We start from the raw sequence: 19,797 nt of genomic DNA, 5'->3' as shown, positions 1-19,797 counted from the left end.
CATACTAAAATATAGAGCCTGAAAGATGTTGCCTGTAATTAACAATCTGACTATATAGTATATTGATTGAATTTCTTACCTAATTAATGCTATGAATGATATAATATAAAAAGTTTAGACTAAATTTTCAGTCAATTAGAAAATGGAGGTGGGGTCAATGCACCTTACTGATAAAGAAATCGAAATTATGAAGATTGTGGAAGAAAATGCGAGGATCTCTGTTGACGATATAGCGAAAATGACAAGCCTCACGGTTTCGGATGTGGAAGTGACACTGAAGAAACTGGAGGATTCCAATATAATTGTCCGTTATGCAGCCCTTGTGGACTGGTCAAAGGTGGAGGAGCATGAGGGCGTGACAGCCATGATTGATGTGAAGGTAACACCGAAAAGAGGCGTTGGATTTGATGAAACGGCGAAACGGATTTACCGTTATGAGGAAGTGTCGTCAGTCTATTTAATGTCAGGCGCCTATGATTTATCTGTCGTGATTGAAGGGAAGTCCATGAATGAGGTAGCCCGATTTGTGTCAGATAAACTGTCAACGCTTGATTCCGTTATTTCGACGACTACTCATTTTATCCTTAAGAAATATAAGCATGATGGAACCGTGTTTTCCCCTCCGGAAGAAGATAAAAGGATAGTGGTATCACCATGATTAAAACGAATTATGTATCAGACACTGCGCGCAACATGAAGCCTTCCGGCATTCGTAAGTTTTTTGATTTGGCATCTGGTGTTGAAGGGGTTGTTTCTCTTGGTGTGGGGGAGCCTGACTTTGTCACTCCGTGGCGCTATCGTGAAGCAGCCATCAATTCACTTGAGGAAGGCTACACCTCTTATACGGCTAATGCGGGATTGATACAATTGAGGGAAGAGATTGCTTCCTATATGAGCAGGCGCTTCCATGTTAATTATGCGCCTGACAAACAGATCATTGTGACAGTCGGGGCGAGCCAAGCGATTGATATTGCTCTTAGGGCCATTTTGAACCCTGGTGAAGAAGTGATTGTTGTGGAGCCTTGTTTTGTCTCTTATGCACCGCTCGTGGTGATGGCAGGCGGGAAAGCAGTATCGGTTGGGACAACGAAGGAATCGGATTTCAAACTGTTGCCGCAGCAGCTGGAGGCAGCTGTCACGCCAAATACAAAGGCGATCATGATTTGTTCGCCGAATAACCCGACTGGCAGTCAGCTTTCCAAGGATGATCTGGAGGCGCTCGCCAAGATTGCTATTAAGCATGATTTAGTTGTCCTGTCTGACGAGATATATGCTGAACTTGTGTATGATGATGATTATACAAGCTTTGCCTCGATTGAAGGGATGATAGACCGGACGATTCTTATTTCCGGTTTCTCTAAAGGGTTTGCCATGACTGGCTGGCGTCTAGGATTTGTCTGTGCGAATGAGGAAATCAGCGCAGCCATGCTGAAGATTCATCAATACGCCATCATGTGTGCTCCAACCGCAGCACAGCACGCAGCCCTTGAAGCGCTCCGCTATGGCTTTGATTATGTGGAGGACATGCGAAGAAGCTATTTGCATAGACGGAATTATCTGGTTGAATCCTTCAATGAGATTGGGCTTACTTGTCATAAGCCTGGCGGAGCCTTCTATGCATTCCCATCCATTGAGAGTACGGGGATGACTTCAGAGGAGTTTGCCGAGAGGCTTTTGCTGGAGGAGAAGGTAGCGGTTGTGCCGGGTGATGTTTTTGGACTCGGCGGAGAGGGGCATATCCGCTGTTCATATGCAACATCCATGGATCAATTGCGTGAGGCGGTAACTCGTATCGAGCGCTTTATTAAGAAAACGACGTAACCATAAAGAATGGCCATGCGGTTCAAAATGAACCTCATGGCCGTTTTTTTCTTAATTATTCACTGGATCAGAGAGCATTTGAATCATGCGCAAAAAATCGGCTTCTTCGATATTTTGCGTATTTCTTAGGATGAGCTTTGCCTTTTTTTGCCCCATCTGTTGAATAAGGGTTTGTAATTCATCATCCATCTGACAGGGACCTGTTGACGAGGATATCTGTTCAATCAATTCAGAAGCTGGGCATTCAAGCGCGGATGACAGGTTTAAGATTACTTGAAGGTTGGGAATCAGTTCATTTGTTTCAATCTTCTCTAGCTTATGGGTGCCGATTCGGGAACGCATGGCCAGCTCCTCTTGACTGAGCCCCTTTTCCAGCCGGTGTGCACGTATGTTTTCACCGATTGACATATTCAATCCCTCCTAAGCTCTTTTCTTTTATTTTACCATTATTATGCAGGTAGAATGCTTGTTAATTGTTACAATAATCCGACTGAATAAAATAAAACTGCAAGAATTGCGATTGGGCAAAGATAGCGGACGGTGAAATACCAGGCTTTAAAAAATGAAACTGAAATCGCTGATCCTTTTTGCAGTTCGTTATAAATGGCTTTTCGATCCATGGCATATCCGACAAAGAGGGAAATGAATAAAGAGCCAAGTGGCAGTGCGAGATTTGATGTAATATAATCAGCTAAATCAAAGATTGTTTTCCCAAAAAGAGTGAAGTCACTCAATATTCCGAACGAAAGGGCACTAGGAATTCCGACAAGGAAGGTGACAAATCCAGCAATCCAGGTCGAGCGCTTTCGTCTTGAAGGGTTCTCACGTGAAATGACAGATACAGTGATCTCGAGAATAGAGAAAGCCGAAGTTAAAGTCGCGAACAGCAGCAGTATCATAAAAATGAAGAAGAAAACTCCCCCAAACGCCAATTCGTTAAAGACGGCAGGTAAGACGACAAAGACAAGCCCAGGACCAGAAGTAGGATCAAAGCCAAGAGCAAACACAGCTGGGAAAATTACAAGTCCAGCCAAGATTGAAATAATAATATTCAATCCTACAACCGATAGGGCAGAACGACTTAAATCCTCCGAATCATTCAAGTAGGAAGCATAGGTAACCATCACAGAGAGTCCAACACTTAAGGCAAAGAAGGCTTGACCCAAGGCTTCTAGCAAGGATTCAGTCGATAATTTCCCAAAATCGGGCTGAAGAAGGAACTTCACCCCCTCCATTGCTCCATCTAATGTAAGGGAGCGAATGGCAAGCATAAGGAACAACAAAAATAGGGCTGGCATCATGACCTTGCTCGCCCGTTCAATCCCTTTATGAATCCCGCCTTGGACGACAAGGATGGTTAAAATCATGAAGATGATTTGAGCGACCAAGGATTCGATGGGGTTTTCGATGATTTGGGCAAATAGCTGTTCAAATTGTCCATTTGCTGTCACCATGCCAAACAGAGCCCTGCCTAAATAGGAGAGAATCCAGCCGCCGACAACACTGTAAAATGATAAGAGCAATAAGGAAGCAGCCACTCCGCCTATTCCAAGGAGCTTCCAGCCCCGCTTGGGGGAAATGGCCGTATAGGCACGGATGGCATCCTTTTTGGCATGCCGCCCGATGATAAACTCAGACATTAGGATTGGTGCACCAATTAATAGCGTAAAGACAATGAAGAGAATAAGAAAGGCGCCACCGCCATTTTCGCCAGCCATATAGGGGAATTTCCATATGGCCCCAAGACCGATGGCCGAACCGGCTGCCGCCAGAATGAATCCAATCCTGGATGACCATTGTTCATGTTTTTGCATAAGAACTACACCTCAATAATTTAAAATAGATCTTTAATTGTTTTATCCTAGCATGAAGTGTTCCTGTTTGGGAAAGATAAATGATTATTTGCCATGTTTAAAACAGTGAAAAAGGGGAATGAATCTTACAACTCGGGTGATTTTTGATATTGGCTAAATTTTATGATATAATTTTATATTGCGTATTATAACGAGGATTAAATACATTGTTGGGAGTGTTATTATGACTGCAAAATATGAAGCAGGACAAGTTTTGACAGGTAAAGTAACGGGAATTCAACCATACGGTGCTTTCGTATCATTGGATGAATCCACACAAGGACTTGTTCATATATCTGAAATTACTCATGGTTTCGTAAAGGATATCAATGACATCCTTAAAGTTGGGGATGAAGTAAACGTAAAGGTTTTATCAGTGGATGAAGGAGCAGGCAAAATTGCCCTATCTATTCGTGCAACTGAAGAGGCGCCGGCAGAAAAAACAGAAGGACGCAAGCCGAGGAAAAAAGCACCGCAGCAAACGATGAAGACACCTCCGGCAGAAACTCCACAAGGCTTCAATACGTTAAAGGACAAGCTTGAAGAGTGGATTGAACAATCTAAGCGTGAAGACTTAATCAAGAAGTAATGGAATGCGAAACAGTCCAAGGGTACAAACCCAGGACTGTTTTTTTTGCCTTTAAAAAGCAATTCAATAATCAAACAGTATTAAAAAACATTAGGAATATAGAGTGGAATGGGAGATAATAACATTGTAGGCTGAATATTTATTATATTTAGAATTGGTCAATTCATTAAACGTGAAAGAATGAACATAAAGGCGTATGATGAAATAGAGTACTGTTATGATTGGAGGATTTTGCAATGAAAACATCTGAATCCAGTAAGTTGATTGAACAAACAGAAAAGTATGGAGCTCGGAATTATAATCCTTTGCCAATCGTTGTTTCAGAAGCGGAGGGCGTTTGGATCCATGATCCTGAAGGAAACCGCTATATGGATATGCTGAGTGCCTATTCGGCTGTCAATCAAGGACATAGACATCCCAGGATCATCCAAGCACTCAAGGATCAGGCTGACCGTGTTACATTGACATCCCGTGCTTTTCATAATGACCAGCTCGGGCCCTGGTATGAAAAGATATGCCAAATCACAGGGAAAGAAAAAGCTCTGCCAATGAACACGGGGGCAGAAGCAGTAGAGACTGCCTTTAAGGCAGCCAGGAGATGGGCATACGATGTGAAAGGGGTGGAGGCTGGCAAGGCAGAAGTGATTGCCTGTACAGGCAATTTTCACGGAAGAACAATGCTAGCAGTTTCTTTATCCTCTGAAGAAGAGTATAAACGCGGATTTGGGCCAATGCTGCCTGGAATTAAGCTAATCCCGTTTGGTGATATTAAAGCACTTGAGGAGGCTATCACACCGAATACGGCCGCTTTCCTGTTTGAGCCAATTCAAGGGGAGGCCGGTATTAATATTCCTCCTGATGGATTTATGAAAGAAGCTTATGAGCTTTGCAAAAAAAATAATGTTTTGTATATCGCAGATGAAATTCAGGTTGGGTTAGGACGAACAGGCAAGATGTTTGCCTGTGAATGGGAAAATGTCGTTCCGGATATCTACATATTAGGGAAGGCTCTTGGGGGAGGCGTGTTCCCAATTTCCTGTATTGCAGCCAACCATGATATCTTGGATGTCTTTAATCCGGGTTCACACGGCTCAACCTTCGGAGGAAATCCGCTCGCTTGCGCTGTTTCATGTGAGGCGCTTGATGTTATTGTCGATGAACGTCTTGCTGACCGCTCGCTCCAGCTTGGTGATTATTTCAGAGAGGAGCTCGGGAAGATAGTTAATCCAATCATTAAGGAGGTCCGCGGCAAAGGATTATTTATCGGAATGGAATTACATGGTGAAGCTCGTCCTTACTGCGAAAGATTGCAAAAGGAAGGATTATTATGTAAGGAAACACATGACACCGTGATTCGATTTGCTCCGCCGCTCATCATTTCAAAGGAAGATCTTGATTGGGCCATCGACAAAATCAAACATGTCTTTTCTTCATGAATTAAACAATGAAGAAGCCCATCCACCAAGAGAGGATGGGCTTCTGCTACTTACTTTATTTAGGACACACGCTGTGTGCTGACTTCTTCACTCGGTTTAAAGAGGAGGCCGAGATTAATCAGTCCGGCAATTCCAACGAGGGCATAAATAACGCGGGCAAATCCGCCAGCTTGGCTTCCGCCGCCAAATACGGTTGCCACTAAATCAAATTGGAAAAATCCAATTAGTCCCCAGTTGATTGCACCAATGATGGTTAATAATAGTGCAGTACGTTGAATCCAACTCATTTCAATTCCTCCTTGAAGGTGAATCTTACATATATAGAATGGATTATCTTATTGAAACTTATGCATGTTTTATGTTTCTTTCAATTGAAAAAGAGGAATTGATACAATAAATATCAAGATTGCTCAAATTTGTTTTGGGCTGTCCATACAAAAGGAGTGTCATCATGCAAAATTTTGCTTATTATAATCCAACCAAGCTTGTTTTTGGAAAAGACACAGTTGAACAATTAGCCGACCTGATTCCGGCGAAGGTGGAGCGGATTCTCTTGGTTTATGGCGGGGGAAGCATTAAGAAGAACGGTTTATATGACCGTGTCCTCGCCCAGGTTGAAAAGAGGGGTCTCCATTATCACGAATTACAAGGCGTTGAACCGAATCCTCGACTTAGTACGGTTCAAAAGGGTGTAGAAATTTGCCGAAGTGAAGGAATTGAATTTATCCTTGCCATTGGGGGAGGAAGTGTTATTGACTGTACAAAGGCAATAGCGGCAGGAGCTCTATATGATGGAGATGCCTGGGATTTGATTACGAAGAAGGCTCCTGTGGAAGCAGCTCTTCCGTTTGGGACAATATTGACGATTGCAGCGACTGGTTCAGAGATGAATGCTGGCAGTGTCATTACCAATTGGGAGACGAAGGAAAAGTATGGCTGGGGTTCTGCCTATACATATCCTCAATTCTCTATCCTTGATCCTGTTAACACATTTACTGTACCTAAGAATCAGACGATATACGGGATTGTGGATATGATGTCTCATGTGCTTGAAACGTATTTCAATCATAATGAGAACACTCCTCTGCAAGATAAGATGTGTGAATCGGTTCTAAAGACAGTCATGGAAACCGCTCCAAAACTGCTACAGGATTTAGAGAATTATGAATTGAGGGAGACCATTTTGTACTGCGGCACCGTTGCACTAAATGGTACCTTGAGTGTGGGAATCCGCGGCGATTGGGCCACCCATAATATTGAACATGCCGTTTCAGCCGTATATGACATTCCGCATGCGGGAGGGCTTGCGATTATCTTCCCGAACTGGATGGAGCATTGCATGAATGAGAATCTTCAAAAATTTGTCCGCTTAGGGGTAGAAGTATTTGATGTAGATCCTGCAGGCAAAACGGATGAGGAGATTGCCAAGGATTGTATTCGCAATATCCGCTATTTCTGGACAAGCCTTGGGGCACCATCCCGCTTGGCTGATTATGATATAGATGATCGTAATCTTGACTTGATGGCCGATAAAGCCATGGCAAATGGCGAATTCGGCAATTTCAAGAAATTGAAGAAAGAGGATGTCTTAGCAATCTTACGTGCATCTCTCTAATAGTGGAGGGATTATCCAAATGGAGGGGGAACGGCTTGAAAAAGCTGTTTTCTCTCCTTTAAAGCTGTTATCTCCTCTTTTTGTTCCATCCCTAACTTGATTATCAGAAATGGATTCTGTAAAGTGTTTTATGAGTAAACTAAATGGAGGCCTAGCAATGACTCATATTAAATTTGATTATTCCAAGGCATTATCTTTTTTCCAAGAGCATGAAGTGACGTATTTGAAAGATACTGTGAAACAATTGCACCATACAATCCACGAGAAGACAGGTGCCGGCAGTGACTATCTCGGTTGGCTTTCCTTGCCTTCAGATTATGATAAGGAAGAATTCTCCCGTATCAAGAAATCTGCTGAGAAAATCAAAAATGATTCTGACATCCTTTTGGTTATCGGTATTGGCGGTTCTTATCTTGGTGCAAGAGCAGCTATCGAGATGCTTCAGCACAGTTTCTATAACTTACTTCCAAAAGAAAAGCGCAATGCCCCGCAAATCATATTTGCAGGGAACAACATCAGTTCTACATATATGAGAGATATTATGGATTTATTGGAAGGTAAAGATTTCTCCATCAATGTCATCTCTAAATCCGGTACAACAACTGAGCCGGCGATTGCCTTCCGTATTTTCCGTAAAGTACTAGAAGAAAAGTACGGAAAAGAAGAGGCGAAAAAGCGGATTTATGCGACTACAGATAAAGCACGCGGCGCATTGAAAACCGTGGCAGATGAAGAAGGGTTTGAAACATTCGTCATCCCTGATGATGTAGGCGGCAGATACTCTGTCTTAACGGCAGTTGGTTTGCTTCCGATTGCAGCCAGCGGTGCTGATATTGATGCCATCATGAAGGGGGCGCAGCAGGCGGAGAAAGACTATTCTGAATCTGAGCTTGAGAACAATGAGGCATATCAATATGCAGCTGTTCGTAACCTTCTCTATCGCAAAGGCAAAACAATTGAAATGCTCATTAACTATGAGCCATCCCTTCAATACTTTTCCGAGTGGTGGAAGCAGTTATTCGGTGAAAGTGAAGGGAAAGACCAAAAAGGGGTTTATCCATCATCAGCGAACTTCTCAACAGACCTTCACTCTTTAGGCCAATATGTGCAAGAAGGGCGTCGTGACATCTTCGAGACGGTTATTAAGGTGGAATCTCCACGTCATGAATTGATTCTTGAAGAAGCAGATAATGACCTGGATAATCTGAATTATTTGGCGGGCCAGACTGTTGATTTCGTCAATAATAAAGCATTTGAGGGCACATTGCTTGCTCATACAGATGGCGGAGTGCCGAACCTGGTGGTCAGTATTCCAGCCTTGGATGAATACACATTCGGCTATTTAGTTTATTTCTTCGAAAAAGCATGCGCCATGAGCTGCTACTTAATGGGCGTAAATCCATTTGACCAGCCAGGTGTAGAAGCTTACAAAGTAAATATGTTCGCATTATTGGGCAAAAAAGGCTTTGAAGAGAAAAAAGCAGAGCTCGAAAAACGACTGGAAAAATAAATCGTAAGACATATCATAGGGATGGAATAAACATGCATGTAAGCATTTTATTCTATCCCTATTTATTTTGCTAAAAAACTGCATAGTGCCATTATGATAGGAAGCGGCTGCATTTTTAGACATCGACATAGTTTTACCATACATACCTACAGGCCAGGTGGAGGACGATATGGATACAGTAAATATCCAGGGGGGCTACATATGATTATTCTTCCATCAAGATTGAAAAATACCGTTGTTGCCTATTTGCACGCTCGCAGCCAGCTTAGCTCACGGGGATATATCGTCGGCGGAAATTGGGATTATGAGATGGGCTATTTCGATTATCTGCTTGATGACTCAACAAGAACCAATTATTTGCGTATTCCTTTCTATGCATGCAAAGGATCGATTGAGGACAAGAATGGGATTATCAGGATGGGGAATCCATATCTTCTATCGGTTTATGACAGGATGGGGCTGGCATGCTCAAGGGTAGATGAGGATGAGCGTGGGATACCGGCAAGCTATATCAATAGAGGGATGGAGCTGCTTGAGCAAGCGGAAGAAGCCCTCTTAGGAAGCTAAGGGACTTCAATCTGATTGGTAATCACGTCAATGAACGCCATGCCGACCAAATCATTTGTTTTGATTATAGCTGATGCACCTGCTCGCAATGCGTTCTGCACATGTGAAGGTGTTAAGATTTCACTAATACAATAAGCAGATTGATAAACCCCCTTAACGGCTAATAAAGATGTGATGACAGTCATATCCGAATCCTTCTCTGTTTTAGAAGGGTCTGCAGTGATGACGACAAGCCTGGATTTAGTTACATTGGCTTGTATCCAGATTTCCTCCCTTGTGCTGTCACCGCGGATAAAAAAGAGATCAGAATGAGGGAGGGGATGCTCCTTAAGAGTTGCATCCACAAGGACAATCGGGATGTGTGGATATGCTTCTAACGAATGGATGATTTTTTTTGACCGTTCATTATATCCGATTAAAATGATATGACCGTCTCCTTTATAGGCTTCTGTTCCAAGTGTAAGGCTTGTTTGTGTACGTATCATATAAGAAGCCATGGAGGTGAAGTAATAGGCGACAAAACCTCCTCCTAACAAGATGGCGAAGAAGGCGACTGCCCTCCCAAAAGTGCTCGTGGGTACAATGTCTCCATACCCAACTGTTGCCATCGTTTGAATCGCCCACCAAACTCCTTCTCCGATTGTGTGGAATGTGCCAGGCTCTATGAGATGAATCAGGCAGCCAAAGACAAAAACTAATAGGAGAACAACAATGATAAGCCTTATCAAAATGTGAAGCCTATTAAATAGATAATGAATCGTCCCCAACGCCGTCATCTCCTTTTGGGTATGCCTGGTTTTAATATAAGATACCATTACTGATAATATGAACTTTTACTTTCGGAACGACCTTAATATCTTTAAAATCCTTATCCCAATCATAGCCTTTAAATTTCTCTGGATTTTGAACCTGCATAATATGGCCGAGACCTAAAGCATCGCTATTGCTTTCATTCAGTGTTTTTGTGACTTCCTCGGCCATATTAGTCATCTTTTTAGATAAGAATGCAGCCAATTTATCCACATCTCTTTTGTTTAGAATCCCTTTTGTATATTCCGAGATAAATACATTTAATTTCAAATCAATGGTATAAATCGGTTTCCCTGAATCCCATTTTAGCCTGATTTTAGATTTGGATTTATTTGTAATAATGGTTATTTTTTTATTAAGTGTATTTTTAGCCCCCTTATCAACTACTGAAAATTGTGCAGTTTTGCCGCCTTTATTCTTCATAAGCAGCAAGAGGGATGCCTTCTCTCCTATTAAGGACTTCCCAGTAAATTTACGTTTGTTAAACAGAGCGATTCCTTTAAGTTTCAAGTCTCCCTTTTGTACCTGTTCAAGGAGAGGAAGAGTGATATCTTGGCCTGGATCAAACATTGTGGAAAGCAGGTTACCTACTGTAGGTTTAGGAATAAGAGATTCTTTTTCACCGCTAAGGAGCAATTCATTGATTGCATCGGTGATTAAGTTTCCTTGGATGTATCCATTCTTAAGGAAATCAACAGATTTTCCTTTTGTAATGATGACCTTCGTATTGATATTGCTGCGTGCTTCGCGGAAATATAAATCAAAGAGCGGATAAATATCTTTCTTAGCTAATTCTTCCCCGATTAAAATCACTCTAAGCTTACCCATAGAGTAAGTGCCAGGTGTTATTTCGTTCAAAGCAGCTCGCACATCAAGAGGAGTTACACCAGTTACCTCATAGGAATTATTAAAAGGTTCTGTCTGACCGCCGCCAGTGGGCTTTAGTGTACGTACAGTAGATAAGGATTTTAGTTTATCTCCATGAGCATCATAGCCTATACTGAAGGCGAGGCTTTGTTGTTTAAGGAAACTCTGATCCCAGCAGCCAGCCGTTGGTATAAGGAGAGAAAAGAGACATAGGATTTTTACTAGCTTCATGACTTTCACCTACTAATGTTTTTTTTCCTAATCACAGCAAGGATCAGCAGTATGGGAGTTACGCCAAACATAGCTATACAATTATAAGGGAGCATAAGGCTCCTGCCCTCGTGAAGTGAGTAAATGGATAATTTAGATTGTGTAGCAAGGCAACCCAGAAAGACAAAAATAAAAAGAGATAATAATATCATTTTATTTTTCTTTTGAATAACCTGCGTTAGACCGGTAAACGCCAAGTGCATATATATGACGAAAGCAGATAGAGATGGGATTAACCATACACTAATCATAAAAATATCTAGCCGTTCAAAAAAGCTAAAAATCGTAACCGTTTTTAAGAGATATAATACGGGCATAATGACTATGTCTAAAGCATGTGTCCCTAATAGCGCTAAACAGGCTGATACGATAAATAGATAAATAAAAGAAATCGTTAATAGGGAATAAAACACGGCCTTCCCTTTTGCCTTGATAGTGCCACTTGTCTTAGGCAAATAGATTAATATGCAATTAACACCACTGTAGATAGGTGCAATGTGAATAGCTCCTTTGAATATTTTTGCTAGTGGAACTTGTCCGACTGGCAGCAGGTATGAAAATTTCATATCCGGTATTGCAAAACAAATGGCGAAGATAAGCATAATAGTGATAAAAATAGCAATGCTGTTATATCTAGCGAATGCATCCAATTGTGCCATTGCCAGATATAAGGCGGGAATCAACAGAATTAAGTAGATAACTGGTTTCGGTGTTAAGGGCAAGATCCATTCCATTGTTAAGAAGCATCCATAAAGGCAAACGTATACAGCAATGAAGAGATAATAAAGGGACAATAATGTATTGAATATTTTACCAATAACTTTGCCCATTACGATTTCCGCAATAGCAAATAAATCCTTCTCCGGAAACCGCTTATGCAGGGCTATAATGAGAAAGCACATTAATTGAAATGAAATTAATAGAATAATCACTGATATCCAAGCGTTATTTCTTCCATATAGATTCGCGATATAAGGAAGAGAAAACATCATTATGCCCGTTATTGAAAGAATGATTATACAGTAAAGCTGAAATGGTGATATAGGTTTATCTTTAACTTGCATGGTAATCATCATCCCTCCTTCTTATTCGGCAGACTCAATTTCAAGGCTGACTTCATTGAACGAAAGAATCTATAAGGCAGCAAAGACGTCAAATACGGCTGGCCCATGGATTTTAATGTGCAAAGATGAATGATAATTAAGGTTATTCCTAGTGTTAAGCCCATGAGACCCAAAATATAGGATAAAACCATGAGTGGAAAGCTGAATATCCTGATAATGAGAGTCATTTCATGATTAGGAATGACAAAGGAAGAAATGGCTGTTAAGGCAATAACTATCAGCATTGTACTCGAAATAAGATTAGCCTGAACAATGGTCGTCCCAATCACTAAAGCCCCGACAACCCCAATGGTAGGAGAAATGGATTGGGGGAGCCTGATTGCGGCTTCCTTTAATAACTCCAGTATTATTTGCATAATCAATGCCTCAATTAACGGGTTAAATGGGATGATTTGCAGGGCCCCCTTAACGTTAGCCACTAGCGCATCCGGAATGATTTCGAAATTAAAGGATACGACGGCAATATAAAAAGGCGGCAGTACAATGGTCAAAAATAGAGCGAGAAACCGTAATGCTTGATCAGTATAGGAAATATATATCGGACTTTGGATATCCTCGGGAGCACGATAAAAGGCAAAAAAGGTTGTCGGTAAAATGTAAACTGTGCTGCTCCCATCTACCATTACAACAACTGCGCCATTAGAGAGATGTTCTGCTACACGGTTAGGACGTTCTGTACTCAGATATTGCGGGAAAGGTGAATACTTATTGTCCTGAAGATGATCTTGGAGTTTACCTCCAGTGATAGCCCCGTCAACACGGAAGGATTTTAATCGTTCTTTCACTTTCTCGATAACGAGTGGATCCGCCTTATTGCCCAGGTAGCCAATCCCCATTCTGATAGGCAATTCTTCTCCAATAATAATATCCTTCATGATAAACTGTTCCGTACGAAGGTATGTTCTCATTAGGCTGAGATTACTTTCATAGTTTTCAATAAATCCTTCATGAGAACCTCTAATCGATTGCTCAGAGGTAGACTCTCCTACGCTTCGATGAGCAAAATTAGAGGCATTGGCCGCGTATGCAGCGGAATCTCCTTCTTGAAATAAAATGAAATGACCAGTCGTTAAATTTTGAGTGATATCTTTCCAGCAATCTAACGGTTTAATGTCAGGAACAGGCAAATCTTGTGGATGTAAATGATCCTTAAACAATAGTGGCTTAATGATAAAATTCTCAAGTATTGTCACATCGCAAATCGTTTTGATATATACGAGACAGTAAGTTTTATCAAATGCCGAAAACTTGCGTACAACCAAATCGGTTGCGCCTGAGAATGCTTGGGTTAGATAGGCTGTATTTTCGTCAATTTTTTCAGATGGATTTTTTGTTAAATCTTGAGTAGGTTCCTGTTTCTTGTTCCATTTGGAAAAGTTCATTTTAAATCACCACTTATCGCCATTAATGGGGATTAGTATGTGCTGCATAATGAAAAATATACAAGAAGAAACGGGGCAGCCATCATGGTGGCTGCCCCGTTTCTTAAGTCCTTATTTCGTGTTGGGATATTCAATTTGCTTGCGCCATTTCTTTCTCTCCTGCTTGTCCATATACCAAATGGCAATATAGCGGATGGACAGGAAAACAGAAATGGCTACCCCTGAAACGATGACAAAGAGGGCGATGTATTCGTAAAAGCTCAAAGAGCCAAATGCGCTTGTCCAATTGATATCTTTGTCTAAATTCTCGACCATCAGGTTCATGCCGAATATACCTGTGATGACGGAATAGAGGGTGAGAATCTGCAGTAAGGAGCTGCTCTGCTTAGAAGTAAAGTTATCCTGGTATTGGTAGAGGCTTTCAAGCGTGTTGCGTGTATCCTCATAAAGCAGCTCGACCCGAAAACGATCCCGCAGCTTAACGAAAATGTCTCTTCCCTCTGACTGGGTTGCCAATTCAAAGAAAAAGTAGTTGGAGGAGAAGGCATTGATGGCATGGATCAGTTTCTCGACTTTTTTTGTATCCTGTTCAATCCGAATTTCTGAATAATTGTTCTCAAGCTTCAGCAAAACAATCTTATGGAAGAGTGTTAGGATTAATCCATAATAAAACTCTCCATAAAAGCTATTGGCGATTCTTGTGAGTTCAGTCCCTGTCTGCTTTGTTAAAATAAAAAAACCGCTCGATTCAGGCAGGATATACGTATATGGTGCCCATCGTGTATAGGCCTTCTCCTGGATGAAGCTGTGGACAAATTCTTTATTATGTGTACTTATATAAGGCTTATCCTGGAAGAAACCGTCAAGATTGCCAAGGCGGTACACATCCTCTTCTGTAATATCATCATCAAGGCTGATTAGAGCCTGAACATATAGGCGGTTATCCTCAAAGAAAGGGAAGGATTCAAAATAGGCGCTCTTCTCTGATTTATAGCTCATATATTCTTTGATATCTGGGATGACACATTCAAATATATATTCCTGAACATGTTCAAAGGACTGACCATTGCATAAAACACTTGTGATTGAATTCTTTTCTTCCATTATCCTGAATTTTGCCCCGAAGTCGAGGATCTCTGAATAGGTCAGCTCACTTTCATTTAAGAGGTCTAGTCGCACATTTAATAGACCAATCTGATAGGGGCAAATAAAGATATCAACGGAATGAATCACAAATTCTGCGGAATAAGATGGAGCTTTAAAGGTGCTTTTCATCCCCAGTGCTTTTGTATACCGCTGAAATCCTTTCCCGTCTTCTTTCTTTGGGAACAAGATACGATTCGTAAAGGGCAGGTAATAATTCTCTAAATCCTCATGGTCAATTTCATATTTTCCATAATAGTCATCTTCTTTCTCAAGCTTATCAAGCCTGAACCATTCATAGCCATTTTCTTTTAGCTTGTTTGCTGTATCATCCTCTTTTCCTTCCAAAAGTGAGAATGGGAACAAGAATTGGAAGATGGCATGGCTTACCTTCTTCTCCTTTAATTCAATCTCTTCCATTTATAATCTACCCCTTTATAATGAGTAACCATTATTTACTACCCGATAAATAATGAAGGTTAACCAAAAGAATGAAATATTACATTAAATGAAATATTTCACCTGTTTAAAGAGATAAAAGGCTGCCGTGAAACCGGCAGCCTAAACTATTAAAATGAACTATAGGATTCATCACGTGCGTCAGAGGTTAACGGTGTCCCATAACCATAACCTGGTGAGGAAAATGGTCCGCCAAATTGGCTGGCATACTGTCCGCTCCAGCCTCCGAGCGGCAAACCATAAAAGTTTCCGTATCCGCCGCTATATGGGGAAGCAGAACCATGCTGCGGAAATTGATGATAGGGTTGAGGGTGCTGCATGGGCGGGAACATGCCTGGATAGCCTCCGCCATGCCCACCATAACCACCATAACCGCCATAACCACCGTGGCCTCCGAAGTATTGTGGGCTTCCATACCCGAAAGAACCTTGCTGCTGTCCATATCCATGCGGATAATTTCCATACTGCTGTTGTTGTGTTGGCATACCATTAGGCATTTACTATTCCACTCCTTATATTTCTCAGTCATGTGCAGTATATGCCTATCAGTAAATAAAGAGCTTAGCCAAAAGGAAGTTGGGCGCCAATGATTACTTCAGGACTTGCCCTTAAGGAAAAAAAGTCCCTTCTGCCTGGAAAATGGCGAGAAGGGACTCTTTTCATATTACTGACCTGGCTTGTAATTGAAATATGCATCATAAACCTTTTGAGCAATCTTTAAGTTCAGTTGATTACCGACTGATTGATAGGCCCATGGAACAACAACGCTAATAGCTATTTCAGGGTCATCATAAGGAGCATAGGAGACAAAGGTCAGATTCCAGGTATCTGGCTGTACCGTTCCGGGAACCCAATTGGGACCGTCATAAAAGGCTTGTGCTGTCCCTGTTTTCCCTGCGGGGTTATATGGTCTGTCATCGAAGAAGCTCGCTGCCGTACCGCCTGTGTCTTGGGTTACTTGACGGAAGCCTTCCTGCACCCGATCAATCCAGCTGTCCTTCATCGATAATTTATTCAGTATCTTCGGCTCTACATCCTTAAAGACTGGGCCGATTTCCCCTTTTTTCAATACTGGTTCATGCATTTTCTTCACGATATGAGGTTCCATCCGATGACCGTCATTGGCAATGGTGGAGACATATTGGGCCAGCTGCAGAGGTGTGTATGTGTCATATTGTCCAATGGAAAAGTCCATCAGCTTTCCGGCAATTCTCTCAGAACCCTTATAGCCAATTTGCTCACCAGGAAGGTCAATCCCGGTCCGCTTCCCAAGACCGAATTCACTATAGCGATTGCGCATGATATCGAAAGACTCATCGGTCACATTCATCGTTTGGCCGGCACGTGTATATTGAGCGCCTCCGATAGCCAGGGCTGTCTTGAACATATAGACGTTTGATGAACGTTTAAGAGCGGTTAGGTCATTGAGGTAACCCATAATTGTATAAGATTTCTTAATAGGTGTTCCTTTAATCTGTACGGGTGCATCAAGCTGAACTGTGCCAGGAGAGATAACCCCTTCTTGATACCCGGTTAAGATGGTGGCCCCTTTAACGGAAGATCCCATCGCATAGGCGGTCGTATAAGTCCCTTGGGCAAAGTCGCTCATCACGTAGTTGCGCTTTTCTTCATCATAGTAATAGCGCTTTCCAGCCAAGGAAAGAATCTCTCCTGTTTTCGGGTCCATCGCGACAACGAAAGCTCGGTCCAAGTATTTTGTATTCCCAGACCCTTTATTAGCTTTCAGCTCATTCTCGATGATCGTTTCTACTTTCTTCTGGAATTCGATGTCAATGGTTAGGGCAAGGTCCTTGCCGCGCTGGCCCTCAGTCAAGCTCTCAGTGCCGATAACATTCCCGTCTTTATCAAGCGTCGTTTTAAATTTCCCCTTTTGCCCGTGCAGGATATCCTCATAATAGAGTTCTAGATTGGATAAGCCTATTCGTTCATTCAGACTATAGCCTCTTGAAGTATAGTAATCTACCTTTTCCTTTGGGAGACCAGTATCCGCTGAAGAAGTCCGTCCCAGGATAGATTTGAGCGTGGAGTCATAAGGATATTTCCGATTCCAGTCGACATAGGTGTCAACTCCCGGCAATTCGTCCAGATTCTCGCTGACAAGAGCCATTTCTTTATCCGTCACCCCTTCGTTTTTGACCATCTCAGGGGTTAAGTATGTGCCGCTATTGAACTTGCGGAAGATGGCGAGTGTCTTTAAGTCTTGTTTGGACAAGGAGGCGAGCTCTTTTTTGGTTATTCGCTCAAGCTGCAATTTATATAAGTCGCTGCTCTGCAGCTTGCCGTCACTTTCTTTCTGATATTCCGCTTTTGTGATCTTTGCCTTGGCTTCCTCCGGGTGAAGAATAATCCAAAAGTCTTTCATATCCCTTTCCTTGATCTCTTCCATATCCTCATCACTGACAGAAATATACTCTGAGAGCTTTTCAGCAACCTCGACCATTTCTGTTGTTTTAACCGTCTTGCTTCGTGTATAGGTGATGGCATTAACCCCTTCATTATCGACGATTAAATTATAATTACGGTCATAAATAAGTCCGCGGGGGACTGGTTTATTAACGGTAATGTCTTCTGTTTTCTCCACTTCCTTTTTGTATGTGTCCCCATGAACGATTTGCAGAATTCCTAAGCGCAGAATCAAAGCTGTGAATAGAAGAAAGACCGCGAAGAGAAGAATATTTGTTCGAATGGCAAGAGAAGGCTTTCTCTTTTTCTTCTTCTTTGGATTATTCAATTCAATGCCCCCCTTTTATATAACTTTAAAAATTGTCATCACTTCCAGTTTAAGGGATAATGAGGGATAATACCACAAATGAACACCTAGGAAGTAAAATAGCTCTATAGAAAATGACACAAAAAAGAATGGAGCGGATGATATGACAAATTTATTCCCAGCCAAAATGTATATAGCAGGAGAATGGATTGATACAGAAGAAAAGATTGATGTCTTTAATCCAGCCACACAGGAATTGGTCGGCATGGTTCCAGATGGAGGGGAACAGGAAGCGCAAAGAGCGGTCGAGGCAGCCTATGAAGCTGGCAAAGCATGGGCTAAACGAACAGCCGCTGAACGTTCGGCCCTTTTACTTGAATGGGCTCGTTTGATCAATGAGCATACAGATGAACTGGCTGAAACATTGACGACCGAACAAGGAAAGCCCTTGGCAGAGGCGAAGGGGGAGATTGCTTACGCGAATAGCTTTATTACCTGGTTTGCGGAAGAAGGGAAACGGATATACGGAGAGACAATTCCAGCAACGCATCCTAATAAACGGATTTTCGTCCATAAGCAGCCTGTTGGAGTAGTTGCGGCAATCACACCTTGGAACTTTCCGGCGGCAATGATTACCCGAAAAGTCGGACCAGCCTTGGCTGCAGGCTGCACAGTGGTGCTTAAGCCTTCAGAGGAGACACCATTTACGGCCTTGAAGCTGGCAGAGCTGGCAGAGAGGGCAGGGATTCCCGCAGGTGTATTGAATGTTGTAACTGGGGACGCAAAGCGAATTACGGAGGTTTGGCAAAAGGATGAGCGTGTGCGCAAGCTTACCTTTACTGGTTCCACGGAAGTCGGAAAGCTTTTAATGAGGGGAGCCGCTGATACGGTTAAGAAAATCTCGCTTGAACTTGGCGGGCATGCACCGTTTATCGTCACCAATCATGCTGATATCGATAAGGCTGTTGAGGGAGCTATCGCGTCGAAGTTCCGAAATGCGGGGCAAACGTGTGTGTGCGCTAATCGAATCCTCGTGCAAGCAGGCATTTATAAGGAATTCACGAAACGATATGCGGAGAAGGCGAGCCGGCTGAAGATAGGCAATGGATTTGAGGAAGGGATGGAAATTGGTCCGCTCATTAATCAAGAAGCAATTGATAAAGCAATGGCTCATATTCGGGATGCAGAAGAAAAAGGCGCAGAAATAGTGATTGGCGGTGATACCCTGTCTAATCAAAAAGGTTATTATATTACACCGACCGTCATCTCTGGAGCAACAGATGATATGCTTTGTATGCAGGAAGAGACATTTGGTCCAATTGCGCCGATTGCCAGCTTTGATGAGGTGGAAGAAGCTGTTGAGAGAGCGAACAATACTCCATTTGGTCTCGCGGCTTATGTTTACTCAGATAAAATCAGTGAAGCAATTTATATTGCGGAGAACTTAGAATACGGCATTGTTGGGGTGAATGACGGTATGCCATCCGTAGCTCAGGCTCCGTTTGGCGGTTTTAAGCAAAGCGGGCTCGGGCGGGAAGGCAGCCATCACGGAATCGATGAATTCCTTGAGGTTAAATATATTTCCCTTGGATTAGAATAAGCGAAATGAAAAGGCTGCCT

General features: G+C 42.3%; 18 protein-coding genes. 8 read left to right on the top strand and 10 right to left on the bottom strand.

The genetic code is table 11. The features are described from left to right. Positions 1–157: 157 nt before the first annotated feature. Both CYL18_RS10190 and CYL18_RS10185 read left to right on the top strand, forming a co-directional pair. A complete protein-coding gene (locus tag CYL18_RS10190; RefSeq protein WP_104849405.1) occupies positions 158–658 on the top strand; it encodes an Lrp/AsnC family transcriptional regulator in 501 nt (166 codons plus the stop codon). Continuing rightward, positions 655–1,821 carry an aminotransferase gene (locus CYL18_RS10185; RefSeq protein WP_104849404.1) on the top strand — a complete coding sequence of 389 codons (1,167 nt, stop codon included), beginning with the start codon at positions 655–657 and terminating at the stop codon, positions 1,819–1,821. The genes CYL18_RS10190 and CYL18_RS10185 overlap by 4 nt, the downstream gene beginning before the upstream one ends. Before the next feature lie 51 nt (positions 1,822–1,872). Here CYL18_RS10185 and CYL18_RS10180 read toward each other — a convergent pair whose 3' ends face one another. Then, positions 1,873–2,229 (bottom strand): helix-turn-helix domain-containing protein, encoded by a 357-nt coding sequence (locus CYL18_RS10180; RefSeq protein WP_104849403.1) that lies wholly within the window; start codon positions 2,227–2,229, stop codon positions 1,873–1,875. A 68-nt stretch (positions 2,230–2,297) separates the two neighbouring features. After that, positions 2,298–3,635 (bottom strand): sodium-dependent transporter, encoded by a 1,338-nt coding sequence (locus CYL18_RS10175; RefSeq protein WP_104849402.1) that lies wholly within the window; start codon positions 3,633–3,635, stop codon positions 2,298–2,300. A 223-nt stretch (positions 3,636–3,858) separates the two neighbouring features. On the opposite strand from CYL18_RS10175, the gene yugI reads away from it, so the two are divergent. Together yugI and CYL18_RS10165 are read left to right on the top strand one after the other, a co-directional pair. Beyond that, positions 3,859–4,263, top strand: coding sequence for a S1 domain-containing post-transcriptional regulator GSP13 (gene yugI / locus CYL18_RS10170; protein WP_104849401.1), 405 nt, complete (start codon positions 3,859–3,861; stop codon positions 4,261–4,263). 236 nt (positions 4,264–4,499) lie between these two features. Continuing rightward, positions 4,500–5,699 carry an ornithine--oxo-acid transaminase gene (locus CYL18_RS10165; protein ID WP_104849400.1) on the top strand — a complete coding sequence of 400 codons (1,200 nt, stop codon included), beginning with the start codon at positions 4,500–4,502 and terminating at the stop codon, positions 5,697–5,699. 59 nt (positions 5,700–5,758) lie between these two features. Here CYL18_RS10165 and CYL18_RS10160 read toward each other — a convergent pair whose 3' ends face one another. Next, positions 5,759–5,986 carry a DUF378 domain-containing protein gene (locus CYL18_RS10160; protein ID WP_104849399.1) on the bottom strand — a complete coding sequence of 76 codons (228 nt, stop codon included), beginning with the start codon at positions 5,984–5,986 and terminating at the stop codon, positions 5,759–5,761. A gap of 164 nt (positions 5,987–6,150) precedes the next feature. Between CYL18_RS10160 and CYL18_RS10155 the strand changes: the two genes are divergently transcribed. The 3 genes from CYL18_RS10155 to CYL18_RS10145 all read left to right on the top strand — a co-directional run bounded on the left by CYL18_RS10155 (position 6,151) and on the right by CYL18_RS10145 (position 9,391). Next, the gene (locus tag CYL18_RS10155) at positions 6,151–7,314 is read left to right on the top strand and encodes an iron-containing alcohol dehydrogenase (RefSeq protein WP_104849398.1); all 1,164 of its coding nucleotides are present in this window, start codon (positions 6,151–6,153) and stop codon (positions 7,312–7,314) included. A 157-nt stretch (positions 7,315–7,471) separates the two neighbouring features. Continuing rightward, positions 7,472–8,824, top strand: coding sequence for a glucose-6-phosphate isomerase (locus CYL18_RS10150; protein WP_104849397.1), 1,353 nt, complete (start codon positions 7,472–7,474; stop codon positions 8,822–8,824). A gap of 201 nt (positions 8,825–9,025) precedes the next feature. Continuing rightward, positions 9,026–9,391, top strand: coding sequence for a YugN family protein (locus CYL18_RS10145; RefSeq protein ID WP_161497122.1), 366 nt, complete (start codon positions 9,026–9,028; stop codon positions 9,389–9,391). On the opposite strand, the gene CYL18_RS10140 is transcribed toward CYL18_RS10145, so the two are convergent. The 7 genes from CYL18_RS10140 to CYL18_RS10110 form a co-directional block, all read right to left on the bottom strand. Further along, the gene (locus CYL18_RS10140) at positions 9,388–10,158 is read right to left on the bottom strand and encodes a potassium channel family protein (RefSeq protein WP_161497121.1); all 771 of its coding nucleotides are present in this window, start codon (positions 10,156–10,158) and stop codon (positions 9,388–9,390) included. The genes CYL18_RS10145 and CYL18_RS10140 overlap by 4 nt on opposite strands. Before the next feature lie 31 nt (positions 10,159–10,189). Next, positions 10,190–11,299, bottom strand: coding sequence for a Ger(x)C family spore germination protein (locus CYL18_RS10135; RefSeq protein ID WP_104849394.1), 1,110 nt, complete (start codon positions 11,297–11,299; stop codon positions 10,190–10,192). A 5-nt stretch (positions 11,300–11,304) separates the two neighbouring features. After that, positions 11,305–12,414 (bottom strand): GerAB/ArcD/ProY family transporter, encoded by a 1,110-nt coding sequence (locus CYL18_RS10130; RefSeq protein WP_104849393.1) that lies wholly within the window; start codon positions 12,412–12,414, stop codon positions 11,305–11,307. Then, a complete protein-coding gene (locus CYL18_RS10125; protein ID WP_104849392.1) occupies positions 12,411–13,844 on the bottom strand; it encodes a spore germination protein in 1,434 nt (477 codons plus the stop codon). The genes CYL18_RS10130 and CYL18_RS10125 overlap by 4 nt, the downstream gene beginning before the upstream one ends. Positions 13,845–13,955: 111 nt before the next feature. Beyond that, positions 13,956–15,407 (bottom strand): hypothetical protein, encoded by a 1,452-nt coding sequence (locus CYL18_RS10120; RefSeq protein WP_104849391.1) that lies wholly within the window; start codon positions 15,405–15,407, stop codon positions 13,956–13,958. 149 nt (positions 15,408–15,556) lie between these two features. Next, positions 15,557–15,943: a hypothetical protein gene (locus tag CYL18_RS19385; protein ID WP_201741267.1), complete on the bottom strand. Its 387-nt coding sequence runs from the start codon at positions 15,941–15,943 to the stop codon at positions 15,557–15,559. Positions 15,944–16,110: 167 nt separating this feature from the next. Then, a complete protein-coding gene (locus tag CYL18_RS10110) occupies positions 16,111–18,198 on the bottom strand; it encodes a peptidoglycan D,D-transpeptidase FtsI family protein (protein WP_104849390.1) in 2,088 nt (695 codons plus the stop codon). 142 nt (positions 18,199–18,340) lie between these two features. Between CYL18_RS10110 and CYL18_RS10105 the strand changes: the two genes are divergently transcribed. Then, positions 18,341–19,777, top strand: a complete 1,437-nt coding sequence (locus CYL18_RS10105) for an NAD-dependent succinate-semialdehyde dehydrogenase (protein WP_104849389.1) — start codon at positions 18,341–18,343, stop codon at positions 19,775–19,777. The last annotated feature ends 20 nt before the right edge of the window (positions 19,778–19,797 follow it).

It is taken from the genome of Pradoshia eiseniae, assembly GCF_002946355.1.
Lineage (GTDB): Bacteria > Bacillota > Bacilli > Bacillales > Pradoshiaceae > Pradoshia > Pradoshia eiseniae.
Note: the sequence above shows the minus strand (reverse complement) of the source record. Positions and strands in the feature narration are given on the sequence as shown.